This window comes from Marinobacter sp. PE14 (assembly GCF_053566155.1).
Genome location: NZ_JBQXNY010000004.1, coordinates 511,228 through 533,922 on the forward strand (window position 1 = coordinate 511,228; position 22,695 = coordinate 533,922).

Annotated in this window: 23 protein-coding genes and 1 pseudogene; 17 read left to right on the forward strand and 7 right to left on the reverse strand. The window is 53.2% G+C overall.

Features of this window, described 5'->3' with window-relative positions:
- Positions 1 to 58: 58 nt before the first annotated feature.
- Positions 59 to 1,114 carry an AraC family transcriptional regulator ligand-binding domain-containing protein gene (locus ACWJ62_RS15950; RefSeq protein WP_449287072.1) on the reverse strand — a complete coding sequence of 352 codons (1,056 nt, stop codon included), beginning with the start codon at positions 1,112 to 1,114 and terminating at the stop codon, positions 59 to 61.
- Between the two features lie 283 nt (positions 1,115 to 1,397).
- Here ACWJ62_RS15950 and ACWJ62_RS15955 point away from each other — a divergent pair, with 283 nt between their 5' ends.
- The 5 genes from ACWJ62_RS15955 to ACWJ62_RS15975 all read left to right on the forward strand — a co-directional run bounded on the left by ACWJ62_RS15955 (position 1,398) and on the right by ACWJ62_RS15975 (position 5,142).
- Positions 1,398 to 2,141 (forward strand): alpha/beta fold hydrolase, encoded by a 744-nt coding sequence (locus tag ACWJ62_RS15955; protein WP_449287073.1) that lies wholly within the window; start codon positions 1,398 to 1,400, stop codon positions 2,139 to 2,141.
- A gap of 27 nt (positions 2,142 to 2,168) precedes the next feature.
- Entirely contained in the window at positions 2,169 to 2,900 is a 732-nt protein-coding gene (locus ACWJ62_RS15960; RefSeq protein ID WP_449287074.1) for an NAD(P)-dependent oxidoreductase, read from the forward strand.
- Positions 2,901 to 3,039: 139 nt separating this feature from the next.
- Positions 3,040 to 4,158 (forward strand): M4 family metallopeptidase, encoded by a 1,119-nt coding sequence (locus ACWJ62_RS15965; RefSeq protein WP_449287075.1) that lies wholly within the window; start codon positions 3,040 to 3,042, stop codon positions 4,156 to 4,158.
- Positions 4,159 to 4,247: 89 nt separating this feature from the next.
- Complete coding sequence (locus tag ACWJ62_RS15970) at positions 4,248 to 4,592, forward strand: hypothetical protein (protein ID WP_449287076.1); 345 nt, start codon at positions 4,248 to 4,250, stop codon at positions 4,590 to 4,592.
- 55 nt (positions 4,593 to 4,647) lie between these two features.
- Positions 4,648 to 5,142 carry an AAA family ATPase gene (locus tag ACWJ62_RS15975; RefSeq protein WP_449287077.1) on the forward strand — a complete coding sequence of 165 codons (495 nt, stop codon included), beginning with the start codon at positions 4,648 to 4,650 and terminating at the stop codon, positions 5,140 to 5,142.
- An 85-nt stretch (positions 5,143 to 5,227) separates the two neighbouring features.
- Here the strand turns inward: ACWJ62_RS15975 and zapE are convergent, their stop codons facing one another.
- Complete coding sequence (gene zapE, locus ACWJ62_RS15980; RefSeq protein WP_449287078.1) at positions 5,228 to 6,694, reverse strand: cell division protein ZapE; 1,467 nt, start codon at positions 6,692 to 6,694, stop codon at positions 5,228 to 5,230.
- Positions 6,695 to 7,197: 503 nt separating this feature from the next.
- Between zapE and ACWJ62_RS15985 the strand changes: the two genes are divergently transcribed.
- From ACWJ62_RS15985 to ACWJ62_RS16000, 4 genes are all read left to right on the forward strand, one after another.
- A complete protein-coding gene (locus ACWJ62_RS15985) occupies positions 7,198 to 7,476 on the forward strand; it encodes a type II toxin-antitoxin system RelE/ParE family toxin (protein WP_449287079.1) in 279 nt (92 codons plus the stop codon).
- A 12-nt stretch (positions 7,477 to 7,488) separates the two neighbouring features.
- Positions 7,489 to 7,803: a HigA family addiction module antitoxin gene (locus ACWJ62_RS15990; protein WP_449287080.1), complete on the forward strand. Its 315-nt coding sequence runs from the start codon at positions 7,489 to 7,491 to the stop codon at positions 7,801 to 7,803.
- 161 nt (positions 7,804 to 7,964) lie between these two features.
- Positions 7,965 to 8,579 carry a tyrosine-type recombinase/integrase gene (locus tag ACWJ62_RS15995; RefSeq protein WP_014579271.1) on the forward strand — a complete coding sequence of 205 codons (615 nt, stop codon included), beginning with the start codon at positions 7,965 to 7,967 and terminating at the stop codon, positions 8,577 to 8,579.
- Between the two features lie 280 nt (positions 8,580 to 8,859).
- Complete coding sequence (locus tag ACWJ62_RS16000; protein ID WP_449287081.1) at positions 8,860 to 9,507, forward strand: dimethylsulfonioproprionate lyase family protein; 648 nt, start codon at positions 8,860 to 8,862, stop codon at positions 9,505 to 9,507.
- A 151-nt stretch (positions 9,508 to 9,658) separates the two neighbouring features.
- On the opposite strand, the gene dkgB is transcribed toward ACWJ62_RS16000, so the two are convergent.
- Genes dkgB through ACWJ62_RS16025 form a run of 5 tightly spaced genes read right to left on the reverse strand, consistent with a single transcriptional unit; the run spans position 9,659 to position 13,586 of the window.
- Positions 9,659 to 10,468, reverse strand: coding sequence for a 2,5-didehydrogluconate reductase DkgB (gene dkgB, locus ACWJ62_RS16005; RefSeq protein WP_449287082.1), 810 nt, complete (start codon positions 10,466 to 10,468; stop codon positions 9,659 to 9,661).
- Between the two features lie 3 nt (positions 10,469 to 10,471).
- Complete coding sequence (locus tag ACWJ62_RS16010; protein ID WP_449287083.1) at positions 10,472 to 11,464, reverse strand: zinc-binding dehydrogenase; 993 nt, start codon at positions 11,462 to 11,464, stop codon at positions 10,472 to 10,474.
- The gene (locus tag ACWJ62_RS16015; RefSeq protein ID WP_449287084.1) at positions 11,451 to 11,768 is read right to left on the reverse strand and encodes a hypothetical protein; all 318 of its coding nucleotides are present in this window, start codon (positions 11,766 to 11,768) and stop codon (positions 11,451 to 11,453) included. The genes ACWJ62_RS16010 and ACWJ62_RS16015 overlap by 14 nt, the downstream gene beginning before the upstream one ends.
- On the reverse strand, positions 11,765 to 12,370 hold the full coding sequence (locus tag ACWJ62_RS16020) for an LLM class flavin-dependent oxidoreductase (protein ID WP_449287085.1): 606 nt from the start codon (positions 12,368 to 12,370) through the stop codon (positions 11,765 to 11,767). The genes ACWJ62_RS16015 and ACWJ62_RS16020 overlap by 4 nt, the downstream gene beginning before the upstream one ends.
- A gap of 43 nt (positions 12,371 to 12,413) precedes the next feature.
- A complete protein-coding gene (locus ACWJ62_RS16025; protein WP_449287086.1) occupies positions 12,414 to 13,586 on the reverse strand; it encodes an MFS transporter in 1,173 nt (390 codons plus the stop codon).
- Positions 13,587 to 13,686: 100 nt separating this feature from the next.
- Here ACWJ62_RS16025 and ACWJ62_RS16030 point away from each other — a divergent pair, with 100 nt between their 5' ends.
- The 8 genes and pseudogenes from ACWJ62_RS16030 to pgi all read left to right on the forward strand — a co-directional run.
- Positions 13,687 to 14,571 (forward strand): LysR family transcriptional regulator, encoded by an 885-nt coding sequence (locus ACWJ62_RS16030; protein WP_449287087.1) that lies wholly within the window; start codon positions 13,687 to 13,689, stop codon positions 14,569 to 14,571.
- 255 nt (positions 14,572 to 14,826) lie between these two features.
- Complete coding sequence (locus ACWJ62_RS16035; protein WP_449287103.1) at positions 14,827 to 15,723, forward strand: AraC family transcriptional regulator; 897 nt, start codon at positions 14,827 to 14,829, stop codon at positions 15,721 to 15,723.
- A gap of 379 nt (positions 15,724 to 16,102) precedes the next feature.
- A complete protein-coding gene (locus ACWJ62_RS16040; protein WP_449287104.1) occupies positions 16,103 to 17,395 on the forward strand; it encodes an ABC transporter substrate-binding protein in 1,293 nt (430 codons plus the stop codon).
- A gap of 82 nt (positions 17,396 to 17,477) precedes the next feature.
- A complete protein-coding gene (locus ACWJ62_RS16045; RefSeq protein ID WP_449287088.1) occupies positions 17,478 to 18,425 on the forward strand; it encodes a carbohydrate ABC transporter permease in 948 nt (315 codons plus the stop codon).
- Between the two features lie 17 nt (positions 18,426 to 18,442).
- Positions 18,443 to 19,276 (forward strand): carbohydrate ABC transporter permease, encoded by an 834-nt coding sequence (locus ACWJ62_RS16050; protein ID WP_449287089.1) that lies wholly within the window; start codon positions 18,443 to 18,445, stop codon positions 19,274 to 19,276.
- 12 nt (positions 19,277 to 19,288) lie between these two features.
- A complete protein-coding gene (locus ACWJ62_RS16055; RefSeq protein WP_449287090.1) occupies positions 19,289 to 20,392 on the forward strand; it encodes an ABC transporter ATP-binding protein in 1,104 nt (367 codons plus the stop codon).
- Between the two features lie 6 nt (positions 20,393 to 20,398).
- Positions 20,399 to 21,874 (forward strand): mannitol dehydrogenase family protein, encoded by a 1,476-nt coding sequence (locus ACWJ62_RS16060; protein WP_449287091.1) that lies wholly within the window; start codon positions 20,399 to 20,401, stop codon positions 21,872 to 21,874.
- Positions 21,875 to 21,893: 19 nt separating this feature from the next.
- Positions 21,894 to 22,695 (forward strand): annotated as a pseudogene (pgi, locus tag ACWJ62_RS16065) (glucose-6-phosphate isomerase); the annotation flags it as partial.

Consider the following 22,695-nt stretch of genomic DNA (forward strand, 5'->3'; position numbering starts at 1 on the left):
AGTCTAAGAACCGATTTTGCCCACAAAGCACTTTATTTGGCGTATTGGGTGATCCATCTTAATTTACGACGTGCCGCAAAGAGCTCAGATGGGGGGGTAAGCCGGTCTCCGAAACGTAAGCCTTGGGAGTCGTACCAAACCACCGCTGAAAGGCCTTGTAAAAACTGCTGGTGTCTTTGTAGCCCAGACTTAAACTTATCGCACTTGTATCAATGCCTGCCTGAAGAAGCACCAGTGCGTCACGTTTCCTCACAGCTTCCACAATAGATTGGAAGTCAGTTTCCTGCTGCTTTAGGTGCCTATACAGAGTTTGGCGGCTCATGGCCATATCAGCACAGACGTTGCTAATCGTTACCGCCTTGCCTGAAGCAAATCGTTCCCGGATATGTGTTTGAACTTTCTGCTCAATGGGCGTGCTCTTCTGCAAGGCCTGTAGGCTTTGCCTGGCTTGCTTTTCTACCAGCGTTTTCAATAGCTCATTGCTGCTTACAATGGGCAAGTTCAAGAGGTCCGCATCGAAACTAATGTAATTTTCGTCAGCGGTGAACAACAGTTGGTCGCCGAATATCAACTTAAATGGCGAAACATGCCGGGGTTCAGGGAAGGCGAAGCCGGCTTCCTGAATCGGGAAGGTGTGGTTGCTTAGCGCACGAGCCCAGGCCGCCATCGCACTCATGCTGCGCTCGATAGCAATGTCTGGATAGCCTTTGTTTTTGTCCAGGCGAAACCTCAATAAGCAGGTGCCCGCATTCTCAGAAAGTGTCCAACTCTCGGATGGATTCATCAGGGCGATGTTTTTGGTGAAGATCGCGAGAGCTTCGCGGAGATTATTTGCCTGACTCACCCAACTGGCCAACAAGCCCTTTGCGGCCGGGTTTATCGTTTGCCCTACCTCAAGGCCGGCACCGGGCCCTTTTCCCGCCTTCTCCAATGCCTGCCAGAGTGCGACCAGTGTGGACTCTGGTATACGCACATCCGGACCAAGCCCTTCAGAATCATCGAGGCCCAAAGCAGTCAGTTGCCCCCGAGACATCAAACCCACGCTTCGGCAGGTGGTAATTAAATCCCGGCAAGCGGCGCGAGAAACCGTACCCCAGTGTGTGTTTTGGTGCATGCCTGTTACCAACGGACAATCGAATGATACCAACGGACCTAGGTCCGAATGAGTTCGCTGCATAACATTACCACTTTATGGCTGCGGCAAGGATTGAATGGCGATGATGAAAGGGACCTGGGTATCTGCATTGGCTCTAATAACAAGTCTGTTTTTAACCGCGTGTGCTGAACCGATCGAACAAACCTGGCTAGAGGAAAAGTACAGTAATTCGACGTCACGTTTCATGTCCATCGATGGCAACCGGGTGCACTAACGGGATGAGGGAGTAGGGGAGCCACTGGTGTTGATCCACGGTACAGCCTCTTCGTTGCATACCTGGGATGAATGGGCTGAGGGCCTGAAGTCGGATTATCGCGTTATCCGATTGGATCTGCCAGGTTTCGGTTTGACTGGGCCAGACCGGGCCGATCGATACGAAATCGAGGATGATGTCAGGTTACTTACGGCATTTTTGGCCCGGCTCGGGTTAGAGAAAGTACATTTGGCTGGCAGTTCGCTGGGTGGTCGGATCGCTTGGCAGCTAGCTCTGGAATATCCGGAAAACGTTGAATCTCTGACTTTGCTGAATGCGCTGGGCTATCCGCAGGAACGTTGGCCATTGCCCATCGAAATGGCGCAATGGCCCATCATGGATAAAGTCATGGCAAACGTTTCACCACGCTTTATGTATGCGTCTGGTCTGAAGGATGTTTACTTCGACGACACGCTGGTAGACGCAAAATTGGCAGACCGCTATTTCGAGCTGTCACGCTACCCCGGTAATCTCGCTGCGTCCCCCAAACGTGTTCAGGCGCGGCTCGATAAGGATGCCTCGCTGATACCCGGGATTCGCGTGCCGACGCTTATTCTGTGGGGAGACGAAGACACGTACTTCCCAGTGGACAATGCGCATCGGTTCGGAGCGGACATTGCCAACTCAAGTGTGCATGTTTACCCCGATGTCGGTCATTTGCCGATGGAAGAGGTGCCGGAGCTTTCCCTGGCACACTTTACCGCATTTATTCGCGAAAACGCCGCTCAGTGAGTGGGGCGCTGATACAAAGGAAAAATCATGAAAGCATTGGTTGCGGGTGGCAGCGGTGCTACCGGGCAGTTGCTCGTAAGGCAATTGCTAGATCGTGGGCTATCTGTTCAGGCGATCGTGCGTTCCCCCGATAAGCTTCTCAAAGCTGTTGGGGAACATGAACGCTTGCTGGTTATCAATGCTTCTATACTGGAACTGAGTGATACCGAGCTTGTTCAGCACGTGAATGGATGCGGAGCCGTTGTTTCGTGCCTTGGGCACACAATGAGTTTCAGAGGCGTCTATGGAAAGCCCCGACGGTTGGTGTCGGAAGCCACTCAGCGTTTGTGCGAGGCAATAAGAACGATCCAGCCGACGCAACCATTGAAGTTCGTTCTCATGAATTCTACAGGCTGCCGGAATGACGATTTGGCGGAAAGGGTATCGGTGGCAGAAAAGTGTGTTGTCGGTCTGATTCGGTTGCTGGTGCCGCCGCATTTGGACAACGAGCAGGCATCGAAATACTTACACCGCCAAATTGGCCAACAAGATGTAAGTATCGAATGGTCGATCGTTCGCCCTGATACTCTGGTAGACCATGACGATGCTTCTAAATATGAAATTCTTCCCTCGCCAACACGAAGCGCCATTTTCAACGCAGGCCAAACCAGTCGAATCAACGTTGCTCACTTTATGGCTGATTTGGTGACGGAGGACGCTGTGTGGAATTCGTGGAAAGGGCAATCTCCGGTTATCTACAATTCGGACTCGGTTGAATGACGCACTATGCCAAAAGCTGACCCGGAAAGATTAGCGCTTTCGAACAAATACTACTTTGCTTTCTTATGGGACATTTTGGTTGTACTGGTATCCGGATTTTTTGGCTTTATCGCAAAACGAAAATAGAGAGTATTAACAAATGCCAAGACAAGCATTATCTGCGTTGTTCTTTTGCGGCGTACTTGCAGCATGTGGCGATACCGCTACCAACCTGACTGGAAACACTGATCTCTCGGATGATATGGGCGACTTTCCTGGTTTGAATGCCAATGCTCTTCTCGCCGGACCTGGAGGGAACGAGCAAGAGCACTGGACTTACGGTGCTGAGAGACCATTGCTCAGTATTCAGCGGCAAGACAACGGCATCTGCATTCTCGATAATGGCCTGGTCAGCGTCATTGATATGCGGAACGACAAAGACGAAGTTTGGGAGGCAACTTCAGGAAGCGGTTTAGCCAATACGATCGATGACCATGCTTTTCCGGCCTTTTCCTTCCTCTGCGGTGACGAGCCATTTAACGAGCAGCGAAAAATCGAAGACGAATATGGGGTCTGGACTTACTCAACGCTGAACGATGCGATGCATTACGGTAACGTTGTCTATCAAATGTTTTACAGGCATTTGGGCGAGCCACCACTAAAAGGAAAAATACGTTTACGCGTGCATTACGGAAATCGCTCCAGCCAAGCTGCGTACTGGGACGGAAGCTATGCAAATTTTGGGGATGCCTACCCGTTCTATTATTCAATGGCCTCTCTCGACCTCATTGCCCACGAGGTTGCACATGGAGTTCTGGAACGAATATCAAGGCTAAAGCCTTTTGAAACCGAGCTTAGCCAGGATGCGAAGACCCTACACGAAGCCTTTGCCGACATATCCGGCGTGATGGCTGAGTATCAAAATTCAGGCGTTATTGACTGGGTCCACGGTCAGGGCTTTTATGGCCGAGCACGCTATTTAAATCAAGTTAAAACGGAAGCTAGCGCTATCAGCAGTTATTTGGAATATGATGACGCGGGCGATAATTATTACTTGCGAATTGGTTTAATTACTTACCCGTTTTATCTGTTATCCCAGCAGTGGGGGCTAAGCAAAAGCTATGCTGTCTACATCGAAGCAGCAAAAAATTGTTGGACTGCAGATACAACACTGCTGGAAGCAGCAGCATGCATTCAACAAAGTGCGATTGCCATGCACCTTCCAAAACAAGCTGTGGTAGATGCCTTTGCGACAGTGGATATAGATCTGAACGAGTAAATGCATACTGTTCTGCATTGCACTTCCACAGCTTCGCGGCTCCAAAATTGCAGCAAAGCTTCGCGTTATGTCTCTGATAGGAACGAGAGATGAGATTCCCAAACCTAATCAGCGCGCTCCCTATGGTCTTCGCCGAGACCGCGATGGGAGCGACATCGCCGGACTGCGTGACTGGTAAATACCAGCGGTATACAGAGGCGCAGCGAACTTGGCTCAGCCTCTCCAAAACCGACCGCCAGCAGGTCGCATCAGAGAGTGAACGGTATGCACAGCTCCGGGATCAGGCGCGGGCCGCTCGTTCCCGGCCGGCACATCCCAGCGGTGAAAACCTCCGTGAAATCATGAAGAACGAAATAATGACGTCATCCGAGTACAAGGATCTGTTGCAGGAGTTCCTTGAAGCCACAAAGGCTGCTGAGGCCATCAAATGTTGAAAGACATAATGGCGGCTCAACACGGGCTTGTTGCACCAAAAGAGAATCACAAACAATGGCGAGACTAATTATTGTTACCGGTCCAACAGGTGTTGGGAAGACCACATATTCCTTATCTTTATCTAAGGACATTGGGGCAGTGCGCTTCTCTATAGATTCGTGGATGCAGAATCTATTTTCAAAGGATATGACCTCCCTTGATTATGCCTGGATGATTGAGAGGGTAAATCGGTGTTATGTTCAAATCTGGCAGGTTGGTGAACAAATTTTAAAATTAGACGGAAACGTGGTTTTAGATTTAGGCTTCACTACTAAAGAGCAACGCAGTCGTTTTGCTGCTCTATCAAAGGAGCTCGCCATTGAGCCAGAAGTACATTATTTGAGCGCGCCGAAAGATGTTCGCAAAAAGCGCGTAGAAAAAAGAAACGTAGAGAAAGACCCTAGTGTTTACTCCTTTGAGGTTACTGATTTCATGTTTAACTTTATGGAGCCAAAATATGAGATCCCTGACGACCAAGAGTTGGCAAATGGCCGTGTCATAGATGCATGATAAGCGAAGGCAGTATGACGCTGAAAAGCGCGCGTCTGCTGTGAGCGTTATCGCACCATCTGAATGTCCGCTTTGCGACCTTTAGTCATTGCCGTCCCCATTCATTTCCTCCCATTTCAACCAACCGAGACGCGGCTCGTCGAAAGGAAAAGGCGAGATCATTGGCGGACGATAGCTGTGCCAGTGACACGCCAATTCGACCCGTCGCCGACCACTCATAATATTCTCCCTCTTTCGTGCGAATCATGGTCGTCGCAAAGGAACTCGAGTTCCCCCCCTTCTCATTGACAATCAATTCTCCATCTCCATCACTGCTTTCGACTTGCGCTTCAAAATCAACAAACAATTCGTCGAGCGGAACTTGTGCCGCCAGCACCAAGCGGGTGCGAGATTCATAACACGCGTCAATGAGGGTCACGAACCGTCGCGCTTCGTTGAGGTGATTGGCATCCAGCTGGGGGACGCGTTCCATGATGATGACCGGAAATCGGCAGCAGAGGGAATTATAATCAGCCGCCCCAAGCGGTTGGTAGCACAGCTCGGAAAAGTCAAACCAGGCACACCGGGCATTGAATCGGGCAACCTGGACGGTGCGACCAAAAAGCACAGGAATGGTCTCGGCCTCAGTTCCGGATGCAGTGTCACCAAATATTTCTTCCAACTGCGCCTGTATGTTGTTGTTAGTATTATTATCGCCATTTTCTTTGTTTGACCAAAAATAGGACTGACCATCCGCTCGATTTTCAAGTCGATAATCCTTCTGGGAATCCTCCATAGAAATAATGTCGGACGTGTTTTTCAACATGTCGATGAATGGTAAAAAGAGGGAGCGGTTGATGCCTCCCTCATACAAGGCATCGGGGGATCGATTCGAGGTGGCCACCATCACGACATTCCAATCCAATAATAATGAAAATAGTCGCTTCAAAATCATGGCATCGGCAATTTCTGTTACTTGAAATTCATCGAAACAGAGGAGTTGGGCTTTTTGTGCCAATTGTTGCGCGATGACGGGGATCGCATCACCTTGTGGGTGTTCCTGTTTGTAGACAAAGATTCGATGATGGACGTCTAGCATGAATTCGTGAAAGTGGACGCGGCGTTTAGTTATGTTTATGTGTTTGTGGCTGTCATTAGTACAGCAAGAATTATCATCAGGAACAGAAACCGACGCGTAAAAGAGATCCATTAGAAAGCTTTTGCCGACCCCGACCGGTCCATGAATGTACATGCCTCGCGGTGGTGGACCGAAAGACCACAAATGGAACTTCTTTCGAAGAGAAGACTGAGCGTGTGCCAAGGATCGCGCCAGTAACCGTAACAGTGGACTGCTGTTTTTAAAGCTGCGCTCTGTCGGTTCGTCGCTGCGTACTGGTACTGGTGGGAGCGAGGTAAGAGAACCGTGCAGGGCATCGAATTTTGCCGCCAAAGCGACCTGCGCGTCATCTCGTCGCACCTCCCCCGCATCCACCATGCGTTTATACGCTGCTGTCACGGGGCCTGTCGGGAAGGACCGCCAAGCGACGCGATGTTGTGCTGTCATATTCTTCATCACAGTCTTCATCATGGAACTGATGAGTTTATTAACATGGTGGTTTGGTACGTTAGATTTCTGTATGGGTATCAAATTAACCCTGACACACCTCCTCTATTCGGCAAGCCCCGGGGTCTGCCCTGTCGCTGCGAACATTCCTAAAAAAGAGGCTTAATACAGCGGGGGGAGAGTATTGCTCCAGCCGCTTGAATGTTCGCTTCGCGACCAGCCCGAGCAGACAAAAAGCGAACATTCAGTGGACCGGGGTAAGTCCACAGTGCGATTGACCGGCCCCCAATTATTGAACCGCTTACTGTCTGGTAAGTTTGGTTTGTTTTTTCCTGGCCCGTTTCCGCGGGCCTTTTTGTATGGCTCGCAAGTGCAACCGGATGATGCGTTTTCGTGATAAACTGCAACACTCCCGCCAAGTGTTTTCTTGATTCCTCATATTATAAAAAGTTGTGTTATTATGACCAAATCGTATTTCACGTTTAACGTGCAGCGTTATAAGGTGGGTAATCATGATCAAGAGCTTTAAGTGCAAGCACACAGAGGAGCTTGTTAAAACAGGTAAGACTCGGCGTTTCAATGCAATCCAGCGAACGGCCGAGCGTAAGTTACAGCAGCTGCTAAGCGCTGAAGCTCTTAAAGATTTAAAGTCTCCGCCCGGGAATAGACTTGAGCCGCTTTCTGGAGACAGAGAGGGGCAACACAGCATCCGGATCAATGACCAGTGGCGGTTGTGTTTCCGCTGGACAGATCAAGGGGCGGAAGACGTGGAAATTGTTGATTACCACTAAGGAGGTCGCGCAATGATTACTGTAGGTATGCGCCCTATCCATCCAGGAGAGATTTTACTTGAGGATTACCTTGAGCCTCTTGGCATGAGTGTGAATGCGCTTTCAAAAGAACTTTATGTTCCTGCACAGCGCCTGAACGAGATTGTTCGCGAGCGTCGTGGTGTGTCCGCGGATACGGCCATGCGTTTGGCCCGTTACTTCGGGACTACCGAGCAGTTTTGGCTCAATTTGCAGACTGACTACGATTTGCGCCGTGCCCGTGAGGACAAGGCCGACCAAATCAATAAACTGATTACGCCTCGTAAGCCTGACTATCACGCTGCCTGAACTCTATTCTTTGCCGCTCTTGGTCTCCAAGACGTACGCGATCGCCGAGGTTCTCCCTTCGGCGCTGGCTGATCGGGGTTCGTTCTACTTAAGCCTGGCCAGCAGAAAACAGGCTTTTTAACCATACTTATGGTTCCTATCCCTCAAAAGAGGGCTACACCATGACATTTCCAATTGGCAAATCTCCCTGGAATAAGGGAAAGCTCGTGGGCCAAAAGCTTCCTCTCAAACTGGAACAGATCTGGGCTATACGTATTCGATTAGAAATCGCAAAGAACATCCGCGAGTTGGCGATGTTCAACATGGCGATTGATTGCAAACTCCGATCCTGCGATATGGTTAAGCTTCTGGTTCGAGATATTTCCAGAAACGGAGAGGTACTGGATAGGGCCCAAGTCATTCAGCAGAAAACCAGTCAACCTGTCCAGTTTGAGATAACGAAAAAGACGCGCGAATCGGTTGAAGCGTGGATCAAATTGCGCGGTCTTACAGGTATGGATTATCTGTGGCCGAGTCGGATGAGACAGTTTGACCACATCACTACTCATCAATATGCCCGTCTCGTCAAAAAATGGATTACCAGCATTGGACTTGATCCTTCAGTCTACGCAACCCACTCAATGCGACGTAGCAAAGCGACATTGATCTACAAGAAGACCAAGAATCTTCGAGCGGTGCAGTTGCTATTGGGGCACACAAATATGTCCAGTACCGTGCGATACCTTGGTGTAGAGGTGGAGGATGCTCTGGAGATAGCTGAGAGTATTGAGATCTGATTGCTGTAACGTGACCCTTTAATTCGCATCACTGGGAATCGAAGCCACTCTCCGGGTCAGTCGATAATCATATACCTGGTTTTCCCAGACATCCTCTGATGTCTAAACAAAAGCGGACGTTCGAGCCAGGACTTTGCTCCGAAGTCGTCAAGCCTGAGGCGGCCCCAATCCGTTGGACAATAAGCCGGTGTAAGGGTCGAGGAATCCTCGGATATGTCGCCTCAATTTGAATGTTTACAGTAGTTCTGTTTTTGCAAATTCCTAACTTCAGGGAGAAAGGGTGGGTAAGCTTTCTGATCAAGTCGACTGGCAATATCTGCTTCGTGAGTTCTGGCTACTTTATCGGTTTGGTTCAGCCGGCGGAAACCCGACGATACGTTCTCACCTAAAGGAGGTGCGTAACAGGCTGAACGCCGAGCTGGAAAAGAACCCCACAGTTGCTTTTGACCAACCCAATCACTTGCCGGTATGCGCTTGGTTCAATCGAGCGATTGATCAGGGCTTAAACGAGCGCACTGCGCCTTTGGCTAGAGCGTTAATGCGTGTGCAGGAGCAACTGACGTGGAGATATGGCTATGAGCGCATGCGTCCCGGATTGGCTCGAAAATACGCGTACGCTGAACTGCTCGGCCCGAACGGTCCAGTTATCAGCGAAAATCTGATTCTGGGAGTCGTGCTGTTCGCACCCAAATGCACATACCCAGAGCACAGCCACGATGGAATCAGTGAGTCCTACATTTGCATCAGTGGGTCGATTTCAGACAGCAACTACAGCGTTTTCTCGCCGGGCTCGCTGCTATTCAATCCTCCGAAAAGGGCGCACCGGATGACAACGGGTGATTTCGAGCCAACTTTGCTTGCATACGCCTGGACCGGAAAGCCTGAAAAGCTTGCGAATCAAAAAATGGACTTTTCGGTTAAGAAGTAGCAGGTGGGGTGTGGGCAGTTCCATTGGCTCGCATGCTGAAGGAACTGTATATGGGCTCTGCCCGTTCCGAATAAAATCGAATATTCTCGCCACTACAGAAATCAGCGACCATGCAAAAATAAGCGTTCATGGTCGCTGTTCACCACTGATTCTATTGGTCCCAGTTTGGCGCAAAGTCCGGATCTGCTATTCGATGATTGCTATCCAACGTTGCTATTTCAGAAAGTTCCTTTTCAGATAAAACCAATTCCATCCCCTTCAGATTCGATGCCAGATGCGCTCGTTTGGTAGATGAGGGAATCGCCACAATATCCCTTTGTCTCAACCATGCAAGCACCACTTCTGGAATTCTTGCGTTATGGCTTTCAGCAATTCTGTGCAGGATGTCGTCTTCCAGAACCTTGCCGACTGCCAATGGCATGAAACCCGTTACTTCAATGCCATTTCGTTGGCAGAACTCGACTACCGCGTCATTCTGTAGGAAAGGATGGACCTCCACCTGGTTAGTCAAAATCTCGCCCTTTCCGGCAATGCCGATAGCACGTCTGATCTGTTCGATGGTGAAGTTGGAAATTCCGATCTCTCTCGCAAGACCCTGTTTCTTGGCTTCGACCAGTTCGGCGATGTACTCCTGCATCGGGACTTCCTCATCCGGCGATGGCCAGTGGATCAGCAATAGATCGACGTAGTCTGTCCTCAATTTGGTAAGGCTCTCGCGCACACTGGGAATGAACTTGTCCCGTGCCAAATTTTCGTACCAGACCTTGGTGGTGATGAACAGATCCGACCGATCAATTCCCGAGGCAGAAAGCAGGTTCCCAACTTCATCTTCGTTTTCGTAGATCTGAGCGGTGTCGATGTGCTGGTACCCAAGGTCAAGCGACTCAGTAACAGCGGATTTCAGAGCTTCGCCTTTTAGGCGGAAGGTTCCAAGACCGGGATTAGGGATAGCGGTTCTCATATTTTACTCCTGGTTTGCAAAATAGCGGACGTCGATGACCGTCTTGAGCGGACGGTCCCGGGTTGTGGTTGCCTCCAGCGCTTCTGGTAGCGCTGTGATGGGTTCGATGCGTGGTTCCGGGGCGAGCAGGTTTTCACGAGCCACCATTGTGAGAAGGTCCTCTCCGGCTTGACGGAACTGGGCCCATTGGCGCTCGGTGCCGACGCGAAACAGCGCGTTCAGAGCCACCTCATGCAGAGACAAGGCTTTGTCAAAGGGTGGCACCGGAGGTGTCTCCAAACGATCCTGAATACAAACCAGGTGGCCATTGGCCTCAATCAAGTCGGCCATCGACGCAGCATGCTGCGCGTTGACGGTGTCGAACACGGCGAAGAACTGGCTTTGAGAAGAATTGGGTTCCCAGGCGATCACAGTTTCGGCTCCCAACTGACGAAGCGTCTTGTGGTGCCGGGCCGAGGCCATGGCCGTCACCCGGTAGCCCCGCTGCGCTGCCAGCTGAACGAGAAATCGGCCAACCATGCCGCCGGCTCCGGTGATCAGAACATCGGCCTCTGGTCGACGCGGGACTTTTTCGATCGCCTGCCAGGCCGTCATCAATGGGCAGGGCAGCGCTGCTGCCAGAACCAGAGGCAGGATGTCAGGAACTTTCAGTAGGGCCCTGTTATCGACCACCGTGTGGCTGGCAAAGCTGCCGGTCCGGTGCAAGTCTTGGTGGTACGCAACCCTTTGCCCGGGAACAAGACCCTTCACGTTCTCGCCCAATTTGAGCACAGTGCCTGCGCCGTCAACGCCGGGTGCGTGACCGATATTCCAGTTCTCTGGCCAGTTCCGGATCATTTTCCAGTCAACCGGGTTCAGGCCGATGTATTCATTCCGGATGACAACGTCGTCGGGGCCAGGTATGGGTATTGAGTTGAGGTTTTTCCATTGCAGGGCGATGGTGGGCTTGTCCTTTCCCACGACGCCCCAGGCCATTGGTCTGTCAGTTCGCATCATGAAACACCCCCAGAACATCTTGGGCGATGAGCCGCAATGACTCGTCCACCGGGGCGTGGTTGCGCCTGAAATGAAGTCCAATGTGGTTTACACCAGCACTCTGCATCTCCTTCAGTTCCCGGAGCAGCCCCTCCCTTCCGGTCTGAAGGCCGAAGCGATGACGTCGACGCGGCGCTTTGGGATCGTCGAGATAGTCCAAGTGAATAAAGGACACATAGGGCTTGTCGCCGGCGACGTTGCGCCATAGTTTGACGCGATGCACGTGCTCCTCCGGCGTTCCTGGATACGCCAGCCAGCCGCTCATGTTCTGGCCGATCCACTCCGGTGACTGTTGTGATAGCCCGGCGGACAGCAGGGGTGGCGTTCGGGTATCCGGTAAATGGCCTGGCCCGGTGACAATCGCGAGTCCTGTTTTCCGGTCAGAGTCTCCACGCTGTTCCGGAAGGCTTGTCCGCGGTTTTCATAGTCTGCGCCAAACAATGGGTATTCCGAGGGACGGTCTCCGCTCGCCACGCCGAGCATCAAGCGGTCCTGGCTCAGTGCCTGAACCGAGGCCGAGGATTTGCGCACAATCCAAGGGCTGCGCAGCGGGAGAACAACTGCCGCTGTGCCAAGCAGAATGTTTCGGGTTATCCCGGACAGGAAACCCAGATACACCAGTGGATCGAACACCTGGGCGGCGTCGCCGAACGACGGGTCGTATAGAGGAACATCCCGAATCCACAAGGCCCGGAACCCGAGTTCGTCGGCCAGTCTGGCCAGGGACTGATGTTGGCTGAGATCCGGTACACCAAACGGCCGCTTGTCGAGCATGCGTTGACGCTGGCCGTCCTGGGTCCAGTCGTTGTCTAGCGGAAGCTCCAGCCCAATGGTCAGGGGGCCGGCGGTTAGCTTTGAAAGCGTCATAGTACACCTCAATGGGCCTCCCTTCCGGGAGGCCTCTGATGGTTCAGGCCGTAGCCGGTTCGCGGTTATCCAGTGTTGAAGAGATTCGTGTCAGGAGCAGGGCGCTCAGTACAATTGCCCCACCAATCCAGGGCGTGTTCATCAACCCCATATCCTCGACCACGTGTCCACCGAGCCAGGCGCCGCCGGCAATGCCGATGTTGAAGGCCGCGATGTTTAATCCGGATGCAACGTCAACGGAATGGGGCGTAAACCGTTCGGCGAGCTGGACGACATATACCTGAAGGCCAGGTACGTTGCCGAAGGCAAAGGCGCCCCAAACAAGCAGGGTAATGACTGCGGCAATTGGATTGTAGGCAGAGAAGGTGAGCACAAAGAGGATGGCGGCCAGGCCAGCGAAAACGATGTACAACGCCGAGGTCGGCCCGAGGCGATCAGCCAGCTTGCCGCCCCAGATGTTGCCAGTGGCTACAGAGATGCCATAAACCAGAAGCAGCAGACTGACCATGCCAGGCGCAAATCCGCTGACATCCTCCAAAATGGGTGTCAGATAGGTGAAGGCCGTGAAGGTACCGCCATAGCCGACCGCGGTCATGGCGTACACCAGTAGCAGTCGTGGATGGGTGATAACTTCAAGCTGTTGGCGAAGCTTAGCTGGCGCTGACTTCTTCAGGTTTTTTGGCACTAGTAGCGCGCTGCCAATGAGTGCAATGGTACCCAGGGCAGCGACGGTCAGGAACGTAGCGCGCCAGCCGAAGGTTTGTCCGATAAACGTGCCCAGTGGAACGCCTGTCACCAGTGCAACCGTGAGGCCGGTGAACATGATGGCTATGGCGCTGGCTTCTTTGTCTTTCGAAACCAGGCTGGTGGCAATCGTTGAACCGATCGAGAAGAACACACCGTGAGCGAGCCCGGTGAGGATTCGAGCGGTCATCAGCGAAGCGTAATTCGGGGCCATCCAGGCAAGCACATTGCCAATGATGAACAGACTCATCAGCGACAGCAGCACCCATTTCCGATTCCAGCGACCCGTTAATGCGGTGAGTACAGGGGCGCCAACGGCGACACCCAGAGCATACAAGCTGACCAGGAGGCCAGCCGAAGGCAGGGTAACGCCCAGATCCTGGGCGATGGTTGGAACCAGTCCGACGATCACGAATTCGGTGGTTCCAATTGCAAAAGCACTTAACGTCAGTGCGAATAGTGCAATAGGCATAACGGTTCTCCATTGGAGTTGATTGACGTTGCCTAGTGTGGTCTTCCATACTTTTGCGATAAACAGTGCTTTTTGAAAATTACTTTTGCGGATAATGAAAATGAAAAGTCGTTCGGACGATCTCAACTTCCTGCTCTCGGTGGTGGACAGTGGCAGCTTCAGTGGCGCAGCGGAGCACCTGGAGGTGTCCGTAACCCGGGTCTCCCGCGCGGTTACCCGCTTAGAACAGTCCCTGAACACCACGCTTCTGAATCGAACTACCCGCAAAGTGGGGCTGACAGAGGAAGGGCGCTTGTTTGTGGAGAAGGTGCGAGGTGGTTTGGCCGCACTGGAAGAAGCGGAGGAGCAACTGGCCATTCGCAAACAACGGCCAGCCGGGCGTTTGAGGGTGGATGCCGCAAACCCGTTTCTGTTGCATCAGATCGTTCCGCACGTACGGGAATTCAGGAGCACTTATCCGGACATCGAGCTCGAACTGACGGCGAGCGACACGATCGTTGACCTCTTGGAGCGTCGAATCGACATCGCCATACGGATCGGCGCACTGGATGACTCCACTCTCCACGCCCGGGCACTCGGTCGTTCTCCGCTGTCAGTGGTTGCCTCACCGGAGTACCTGGAACGTCGCGGTGAGTGTGCCGCGCCTGCCGACCTCCAGAAACACGACATTATTGGTTTTACCGCCCCGGAATCCTTAAATATCTGGCACCTGGGAGAAGGAATGAGGATGAGCCCGACGATTCGAGCGAGCAGTGGCGAAGCAGTGCGCCAGCTATGCCTGCGGGGCAACGGAATTGCCTACCTGTCTCGCTTCATGATCGCCAATGACCTCGAAAAGGGAGACCTGGTGGAGTTGTTGGATGGCTACATAGTCCGCCCGAATCCCCGGGAATTGGTTAATGCGGTCTATTACCGGAATACGACGTTGTCGGCGCGTATTCAGGTGTTTCTGGATTTCTTTGCTCAACGTTGGCGAAGGCTTTGAGAGGCTGGTTAACCCGGCTTAGTAGGTGCGAATCGTTTACATTTGGACATCACTTCGAATGTTCGCTTTGCGACCGTCTCGCATCCCAGGCAGTACCTAAACAAAAGCGAACGTTCGCGTCGACCCGCATTAGTCCCCAAAATCCAATTAAACGCAGTCACTTTTCTCCGTAGCAGGATTTTCCCACCCCAGGCTAGACCTGAAACGGGGCTAGATGCACACTATAACCAGCGGCAGTTTTCAAAGGTGCGCACAATGGGGCCTGATAAACAACGAATCAAACCCGAATTCGAATGGGTTGATCAGCGCGGAGATGAATCGATCCGGTATTTGGATCACGGCTACCCGAGCCCTTTGGTACGTTGGCATTACCACGAGGAATACGAGCTTCACCTTATCACTGAGACTTCCGGCAAGGTCTTTGTCGGTGATTATATTGGTAACTTTTCTCCCAACAGTCTGATCCTGGTCGGTCCAAACCTGCCGCATAACTGGATCAGCCACATTGAGAAAGGGGAGCGGGTGGCACTGCGTGACCGGGTGATCAACTTTTCCCATGATTTGATCAATGCCGGAGAGGCTGTATTTCCCGAAACTCGCGCTTTGGCGCCATTCTGGCAGCGGGCAGCCTATGGTATTGAATTTCTGGAGGCAACTGAGATACCAAAAGCCGTTTCGCTGTTTGAAGAGGTTGCCGAATCCACCGGGTTCCGACGTTTGACCCGCTTCTGGTCGCTGATTGAACTCCTGGCGGCTATGAGTCACTACCGCGTACTGTCCTCTTCAACCTACCTGCCCATTACCGATGAAAAAATCCTCAACCGGCTGAATCAGGCTTTGGATCTTATTTTCGAGCACTACCACACCGGTATTTCGCTCGAGGAAGTGGCGGCTCATGTGAACGTCAGCCCTACCTATTTCTCGAAGTTCTTCAAGAAAGCCACGGGCCATCGGTTCATTGAGTTCATTAACAGCCTCCGAATAAACAAAGCCTGCGAGCACCTGGCTCACAGCGATGAACCGATCACCGAAATCTGTTTTTTGGTGGGCTTCAACAACATCGCTAACTTCAACCGTCGCTTTTACGACGTGAAGAAGATGACGCCATCGGAATATCGAAAAACCTCCCTGGATGCCCTGTACCAGAGCTGAACACTTCTATTTTTCCGCCTTTTTTGGTCAGCGGGCCCTTCCTGAATAATACTTTCTGGTGATACTTGTTTCGCCACTTTTTGCGGCCGATCTCCCTGAGGGGCTTCATTTGGGCGCGATTTGGGCCCCACTGAGGTGCAGCACTAGTAGTGAAGGGGAGTCATTGACAGCAAAAAAGTATAGAAAAATGACAAGGTACGTATTTGTCCGGTTTGCACATACAGCGTGTAATTGGCTCATGCGACAAGCCGTGCACACACGTGGTGCGTATGGCGGGTCTACAGTAAAAAGCTCCACGATAACAGAGCATTTTGATCGACCTACTCCAAAAACAAACAGAGGTTCGAGCATGAACAACCAACGATATCTTTCCGCTGTTATGGCCGTTGGCATGACCGCGGTTGCGTCCTCCGCAATGGCTGCCACCAAAGTAACTATTGGCACTGTGAATAACGGCGACATGGTTCGCATGCAGGGCCTCTCCGAGGAATTCGAAAAGCTTCATCCAAACATCGATCTGGACTGGGTAGTGCTTGAGGAAAATGTCCTAAGGCAGCGACTGACTACCGATATCGCCACAGACGGCGGCCAATTCGATGTGATGACCATTGGTATGTACGAGGCGCCGATCTGGGGTGAAAAGGGTTGGCTGACGCCTATGAAGGATCTGCCCGCCGACTATGATATGGCGGACATTTTCCCGTCAGTTCTTGGTGGGTTGTCCTCCGATGGCAAGCTGTATGCGCTGCCGTTCTACGCCGAAAGCTCAATGACGTTTTACCGCAAGGATCTGTTCGAGGCCAATGGCCTAAGCATGCCTGACCAGCCTTCCTGGGATCAGATGAAGTCCTTTGCCGAGCAACTCCATAAGCCGGAAGAAGAGCAGTACGGTATCTGCCTGCGCGGTAAGGCAGGGTGGGGCGAAAACATGGCTCTGATCACCACCATGGCTAATGCGTTTGGTGCTCGCTGGTTTGATGAAAACTGGAAGCCTGAATTCACCGGGGCTGAGTGGCAGAACGCCATTAGCTTCTACGTTGACCTGCTCGGCAACTACGGCCCTCCCGGAGCCAGTTCCAACGGTTTCAATGAAAACCTGGCGCTGTTCAACAGTGGCAAATGCGCCATGTGGGTAGATGCTACGGTGGCCGGTGCTTTCCTGACCGACGAAACGCAAAGCAGGGTGGCTGACCAGATCGGCTTTGCCTTGGCGCCGCAGCAGGTAACCTCGAAAGGTTCAGGTTGGTTGTGGTCATGGGCCCTGGCGGTTCCGGTGAGTTCAGACGCCAAGGAAGCGGCCAAGACCTTTATCACCTGGGCAACCTCGCGGGCATACAGCCAACTGGTTGAAGAAACCTATGGCATTGCCAATGTGCCGCCCGGCACACGCACCTCTACCTACAACAACGTTGAATACCTGGAGGCTGCGCCGTTTGCGACCCGAACCCTCGAAGCAATCGGCAATGCCGACCCCAACGATTCCACGTTGAATCCGTCCCCCTATGTGGGCGTTCAGTTTGCGGCCATCCCTGAGTTTCAGTCGATCGCAACCCAGGTCGGCAAGCTGATCTCGGGTGCCCTGGCAGGGTCGATGTCGGTCGATCACGCACTGAAGGCAGCGCAATCTATCACCCTTCGTGAGATGACGCGCGCCCGCTATTACTCCAACTGAACACCCGGCCAAGACAAAAAAATATTGGCCTGACGCAGGGGCTGCTTCGGCGGTTCCTTCGTGGGGTCACCGGAGAACCGCTATGAAATCAACCGCACTGAATGCAGGTCCCGCAAACTCCGCCGCGGAACCCGAACAGGACAGCCGCCAGGGAGGTAGTAGAAAAACCTCCCGCATCAATCGTTTCATGGTGTCGCCGTCGGTGATTGTCCTGGCGTTGTGGATGGTGATTCCGCTGTCGATGACCATCTACTTTTCACTGATTCGCTATAACCTGCTGTACCCCGGCGATAACGAATTTGTGGGCCTGGAAAACTTCCAGTTCTTCGTCACCGATTTCGGCTTTATGGCCGGGATGAGCAACACCCTGCTGTTGGTCGGTTCGGTGCTGTTAATTACGGTGGTTCTGGGTGTACTGATTTCGCTGCTTGTTAACCAGGCATTCTGGGGGCGGGGCGTCGTCCGAATTCTCCTCATATCCCCGTTCTTTATAATGCCGACCGTGAACGCGCTGATCTGGAAGAACCTGCTGCTGCATCCGGTATCCGGCGTTTTTGCGGCCATCTGGAAGTTTTTTGGCGCCACGCCGATCGACTGGTTTTCCGAGTTTCCGTTGTTCTCGATCATCATGATCGTGTCATGGCAGTGGCTGCCGTTTGCCATCCTGCTGCTTATGACCGCATTGCAGTCGCTGGATCAGGAACAGCAGGAAGCGGCCCGACTTGATGGCGCTGGTCCCTTGGCCCTGTTCTTCCACCTCACTTTGCCCCACCTTGCTCGTCCGATCGCGGTGGTGGTGATGATCGAAACCATTTTTCTGTTGTCGATCTTTGCGGAGATCTTCACGACAACGGGCGGTGGACCAGGCTACGAGACCACCAACCTGGCGTACCTCATCTACAGCCAGGCGTTGCTGCAGTTCGACGTTGGACTGGCCTCAGCGGGTGGCCTGATCGCTGTTGTGCTGGCCAACATTGCGGCCTTCTTCCTGGTGCGGCTGATCGGTAAAAGCCTGACAGAAAAACAATGATTCCTGGAGGTTACAAAATGCTGACCCTGAAACAACGACGTAGCCTTAACACCCTGCTTATGGGGCTGTTGGCGTGGGGTGTGGCGCTGGCCATCTTCTTCCCGATTTTCTGGATGCTGCTGACCAGCTTCAAAACAGAAATCGATGCCTTCGCCACACCGCCGCAATTGTTCTTCTCGCCAACTTTAGAGAATTACACGCTGGTTAACGAACGCAGTGACTATCTGCACTTTGCCTGGAATTCGGTGGTGGTGTCTTTCGGATCCACGATCATCGGAATGATGCTCGCCGTACCCGCCGCCTATTCCATGGCCTTTTTTGAGACCAAGCGTACTAAAGGAACATTGCTGTGGATGCTCTCCACCAAAATGCTGCCGCCGGTTGGCGTGCTGGTGCCGATTTACCTGCTGTTCAAGGACACCGGCTTGCTCGATACCAAAACCGGACTGGTAATCATCTACACCTTGATCAACCTGCCGATCATGATCTGGATGGCTTACACCTATTTCAAAGAGATACCCAAAGAGGTGCTTGAGGCAGCTCGAATGGATGGTTCCACGCTGTTCCAGGAGATCTGGCGAGTGCTCCTGCCCATGAGTAAGGGCGGTCTGGCCGCGACGGTGCTGCTGTCACTCATTCTGAGTTGGAACGAGGCGTTCTGGTCGCTCAATCTCACAGCCTCGGAGGCGGCCCCGTTGACGGCTTTGATCGCATCTTACTCAAGCCCTGAAGGCTTGTTCTGGGCCAAGTTGTCAGCCGTATCGACACTGGCCTGTGCCCCAATCCTAATCTTTGGCTGGATCAGCCAGAAACAGCTGGTTCGCGGCTTGTCCTTTGGCGCCGTCAAATAACGGAGTTTTCCCATGGCTAACTTAACAATAAAGAACCTCAAGAAATCCTTCGGGGATACAGAAATTCTCAAGGGCATCGACCTTGAGATCAAAGACAACGAATTTGTGGTGTTTGTTGGGCCGTCAGGCTGCGGCAAGTCCACACTGCTGCGGTCCATTGCCGGGCTGGAGGAAGTCACCAGCGGCCACATTATGCTGGACCACAAAGAAATCACCGACCTGGCCCCGGCCAAACGGGATCTGGCCATGGTATTCCAGAGCTACGCCTTGTACCCCCATATGTCCGTGCGTAAAAACATGTCTTTTGCACTGGAGCTGGCGAAAGAAAACAAAGATGTCATCAGCACCAAGGTAGCCGAGGCTGCCCGAATTCTGGAACTGGAGCCTCTGCTCGAGCGCAAGCCGAAAGAACTGTCTGGTGGTCAGCGCCAGCGGGTGGCCATTGGCCGTGCCATTGTGCGCCAGCCTAAAGTGTTTCTGTTCGATGAGCCACTATCCAACCTGGATGCCGCCCTGCGGGTGCAGATGCGTCTGGAGCTGGCTCGGCTTCACCACGATCTGAACGCCACCATGATTTACGTCACCCACGACCAGGTTGAAGCCATGACTCTGGCTGACAAGGTTGTGGTATTGAACCAGGGCCAGATAGAGCAGGTGGGTACGCCCCTGGAGCTGTATCGCAACCCCGCCAACCGTTTTGTGGCAGGCTTCCTCGGCATGCCCAAGATGAGCTTCCTGCCGGGCAACGTGACCGCAATCGACGCCTCCAGCGTGACGGTTGAGCTGAATTTCGGTGCGTCTGTGACCTTGCCGGCGGCCAGTGAACATCTGCGCAAGGGCAGTGCTGTCACCGTTGGGGTTCGGCCAGAGAACCTTGATCTGGTCGAACCCGGCGAGAGTTCACTGACTGGATACATGGACATTGCCGAGAGCCTGGGCAGCGATACCTATTGCTATGTGAAGACCGATGGTCAGGAGACGCTGACTGTCCGTATGCCGGGCAACTTTGCCTGTAACTACGGTGATCGCATCGGTTTACGCCTGCACGTGGATGAGTGCCACTTGTTCGATGAACAGGGCAACGCCATTCAGAAACCCAGCCGAATGGCAGCGTGACCTACTATGAAATTGAATAACTCCACATTGGGCCAACTGAGTCCCGAGGTGTCCGTGCCTGCCTATGACCGGGCTAACCTCTGGCACGGTATCGTTCACATCGGCGTAGGCGGATTCCACCGCGCCCATGAAGCGGTTTACACCCACCAGTTGTTGCAGGCCGGCGGCAGCGCGGATTGGTCGATCTGCGGTGTTGGGCTGCGTGAAGGTGATCGAGCCATGCAGCAGGTGCTATCCGAGCAGGACCACCTCTACACCCTGATCGAACTGGGCGCCGACAATACCAACGTACTGAGCGTGATTGGCTCCATCACGGATTTCCTGTTTGCGCCTGAGGAGCAGGACGCCGTGATCGAAAAACTGGCGAGCCCGCAGGTGAAAATTGTTTCAATGACCATCACCGAGGGTGGCTATAACGTAGACGACAATACCGGTCGCTTTAACGAAAGCCATCCGGACATCCTGCACGACCTGGAAAATCCCCAGCAGCCGCGAACCGTGTTCGGTTACCTGAGCGAAGCACTGGACCGGCGCCGCGCGCGCAATCTGCCCCCGTTCACGGTGATGTCTTGCGACAATCTGCCCGAGAATGGCCACGTTGCACGTTCAGCCTTGCTGGCTTTTGCCAACCTCAGGGATGCTGAGCTGGCAAGCTGGATTGATGCCAAGGTCAGCTTCCCTAGTAGTATGGTTGACCGCATCACACCGGGAACGAACGACAAACACCGCCAGTGGCTGACGGCGAATTACGATCTCGAAGACGGCTGGCCAGTAATCTGTGAGCCCTTTTACCAATGGGTGCTCGAGGATGATTTCTGTAACGGTCGCCCTGAGTGGGAAAAGGTCGGCGTTCAGTTCACGGATAACGTGGCACCGTACGAACGCATGAAAATTCGCCTGCTGAATGCCAGCCACTCGGCTATGGCGTATCTCGGGTATCTGGCCGGTTATCGTTACACCCACGAGGTGATGGCCGATGAGCGGTTCAGTTACTTTATCCGCAGCTTTATGGACGAGGACGTAACGCCGATCCTGGGCGAAATCTCCGGCATCGATATTCCGGCCTATAAGCAGACCCTGATCGAGCGCTTCTCCAATCCTCAAATGGGCGATCAGTTGGCCCGCCTTTGTATGGATGGCTCCAGTAAGATTCCAAAGTTTTTGGTGCCGACGGTTCAGACGCTGGTGAACGAAGGCCGACCGCTGTCACGGGTGGCCATGATCATTGCCAGCTGGGCGCGTTACCTCCGAGGCCAGGATGAGCATGGCCAGCACCACGAGATTAACGATCCGATGGCTGCGCGGCTGAAATCCGCTGTTGAGGACCGGGCCAATCTGACCCCGGAATTCCTGGGAATGGCGGATATTTTCGGTACCACGCTCGCCAGCTCCAGCGACTTTGAAGAGGCCTTTGATGCGGCACTCGACAAGCTGGAAACCAACGGTGTTTTTGCAGGCCTTCAGTCACTTCAAGACGCCTGAAGTATCAGGGAGCACAGATATGAACCCACTGGGCACATCCATGTCCTGGAGCAAGCTTGAACAACTCGCTAATGAGACCGGGAACGATTGGATCGCGGATTATTTCAAAGCCGATCCGGATCGTTTCGATAAGATGAGTCTGCGTGTGGGCGAGCTGTTTCTGGACTACTCCAAGAACAAAATTTCGCCGCGGGTGATGGACGCGCTGCTGGAAATGGCCAAACACTCGCCGCTGCAGCGGCGTCGGGAACAGATGTTTTCCGGAGAGGCCATCAACGTCACCGAAGAGCGCCCGGTGTTGCACATCGCTTTGCGGAACTTCGGTGATAAGCCGATTGTGGTCAATGGCCGCGACGTAATGCCGGATGTCCGGGCCAGCCTGGAAAAGCTTAAATCCTTTACCGAGCAGGTCAGGAGCGGGCAATGGCTGGGCTACACCGGCAAGCGCATCCGCGACGTTGTGAATATCGGCATCGGCGGCTCGGATCTTGGACCCAGCATGGTGTGCCGGGCGCTGCTTGATTATCAGCACCCGGACCTCAGCGTTCACTTCATTTCCAACGTCGACGGCCGGCACCTGAAGAAGGTGCTGAAAGGGCTGAATCCGGAAACCACGCTGTTCGTCGTTTCGACAAAGACCTTCTCCACTCAGGAAACTCTGCTGAACGCCAACAGCGCCAAGCGCTGGTTCCAGGAGCAGACCCAGAGCACCACAGCCGACATGGGCCAGCATTTTGTGGCGGTTTCGACCAACATCAAGGCAGCGACGGAATTCGGCATCCGCGAGGACAGCATCTTCGAATTCTGGGACTGGGTGGGTG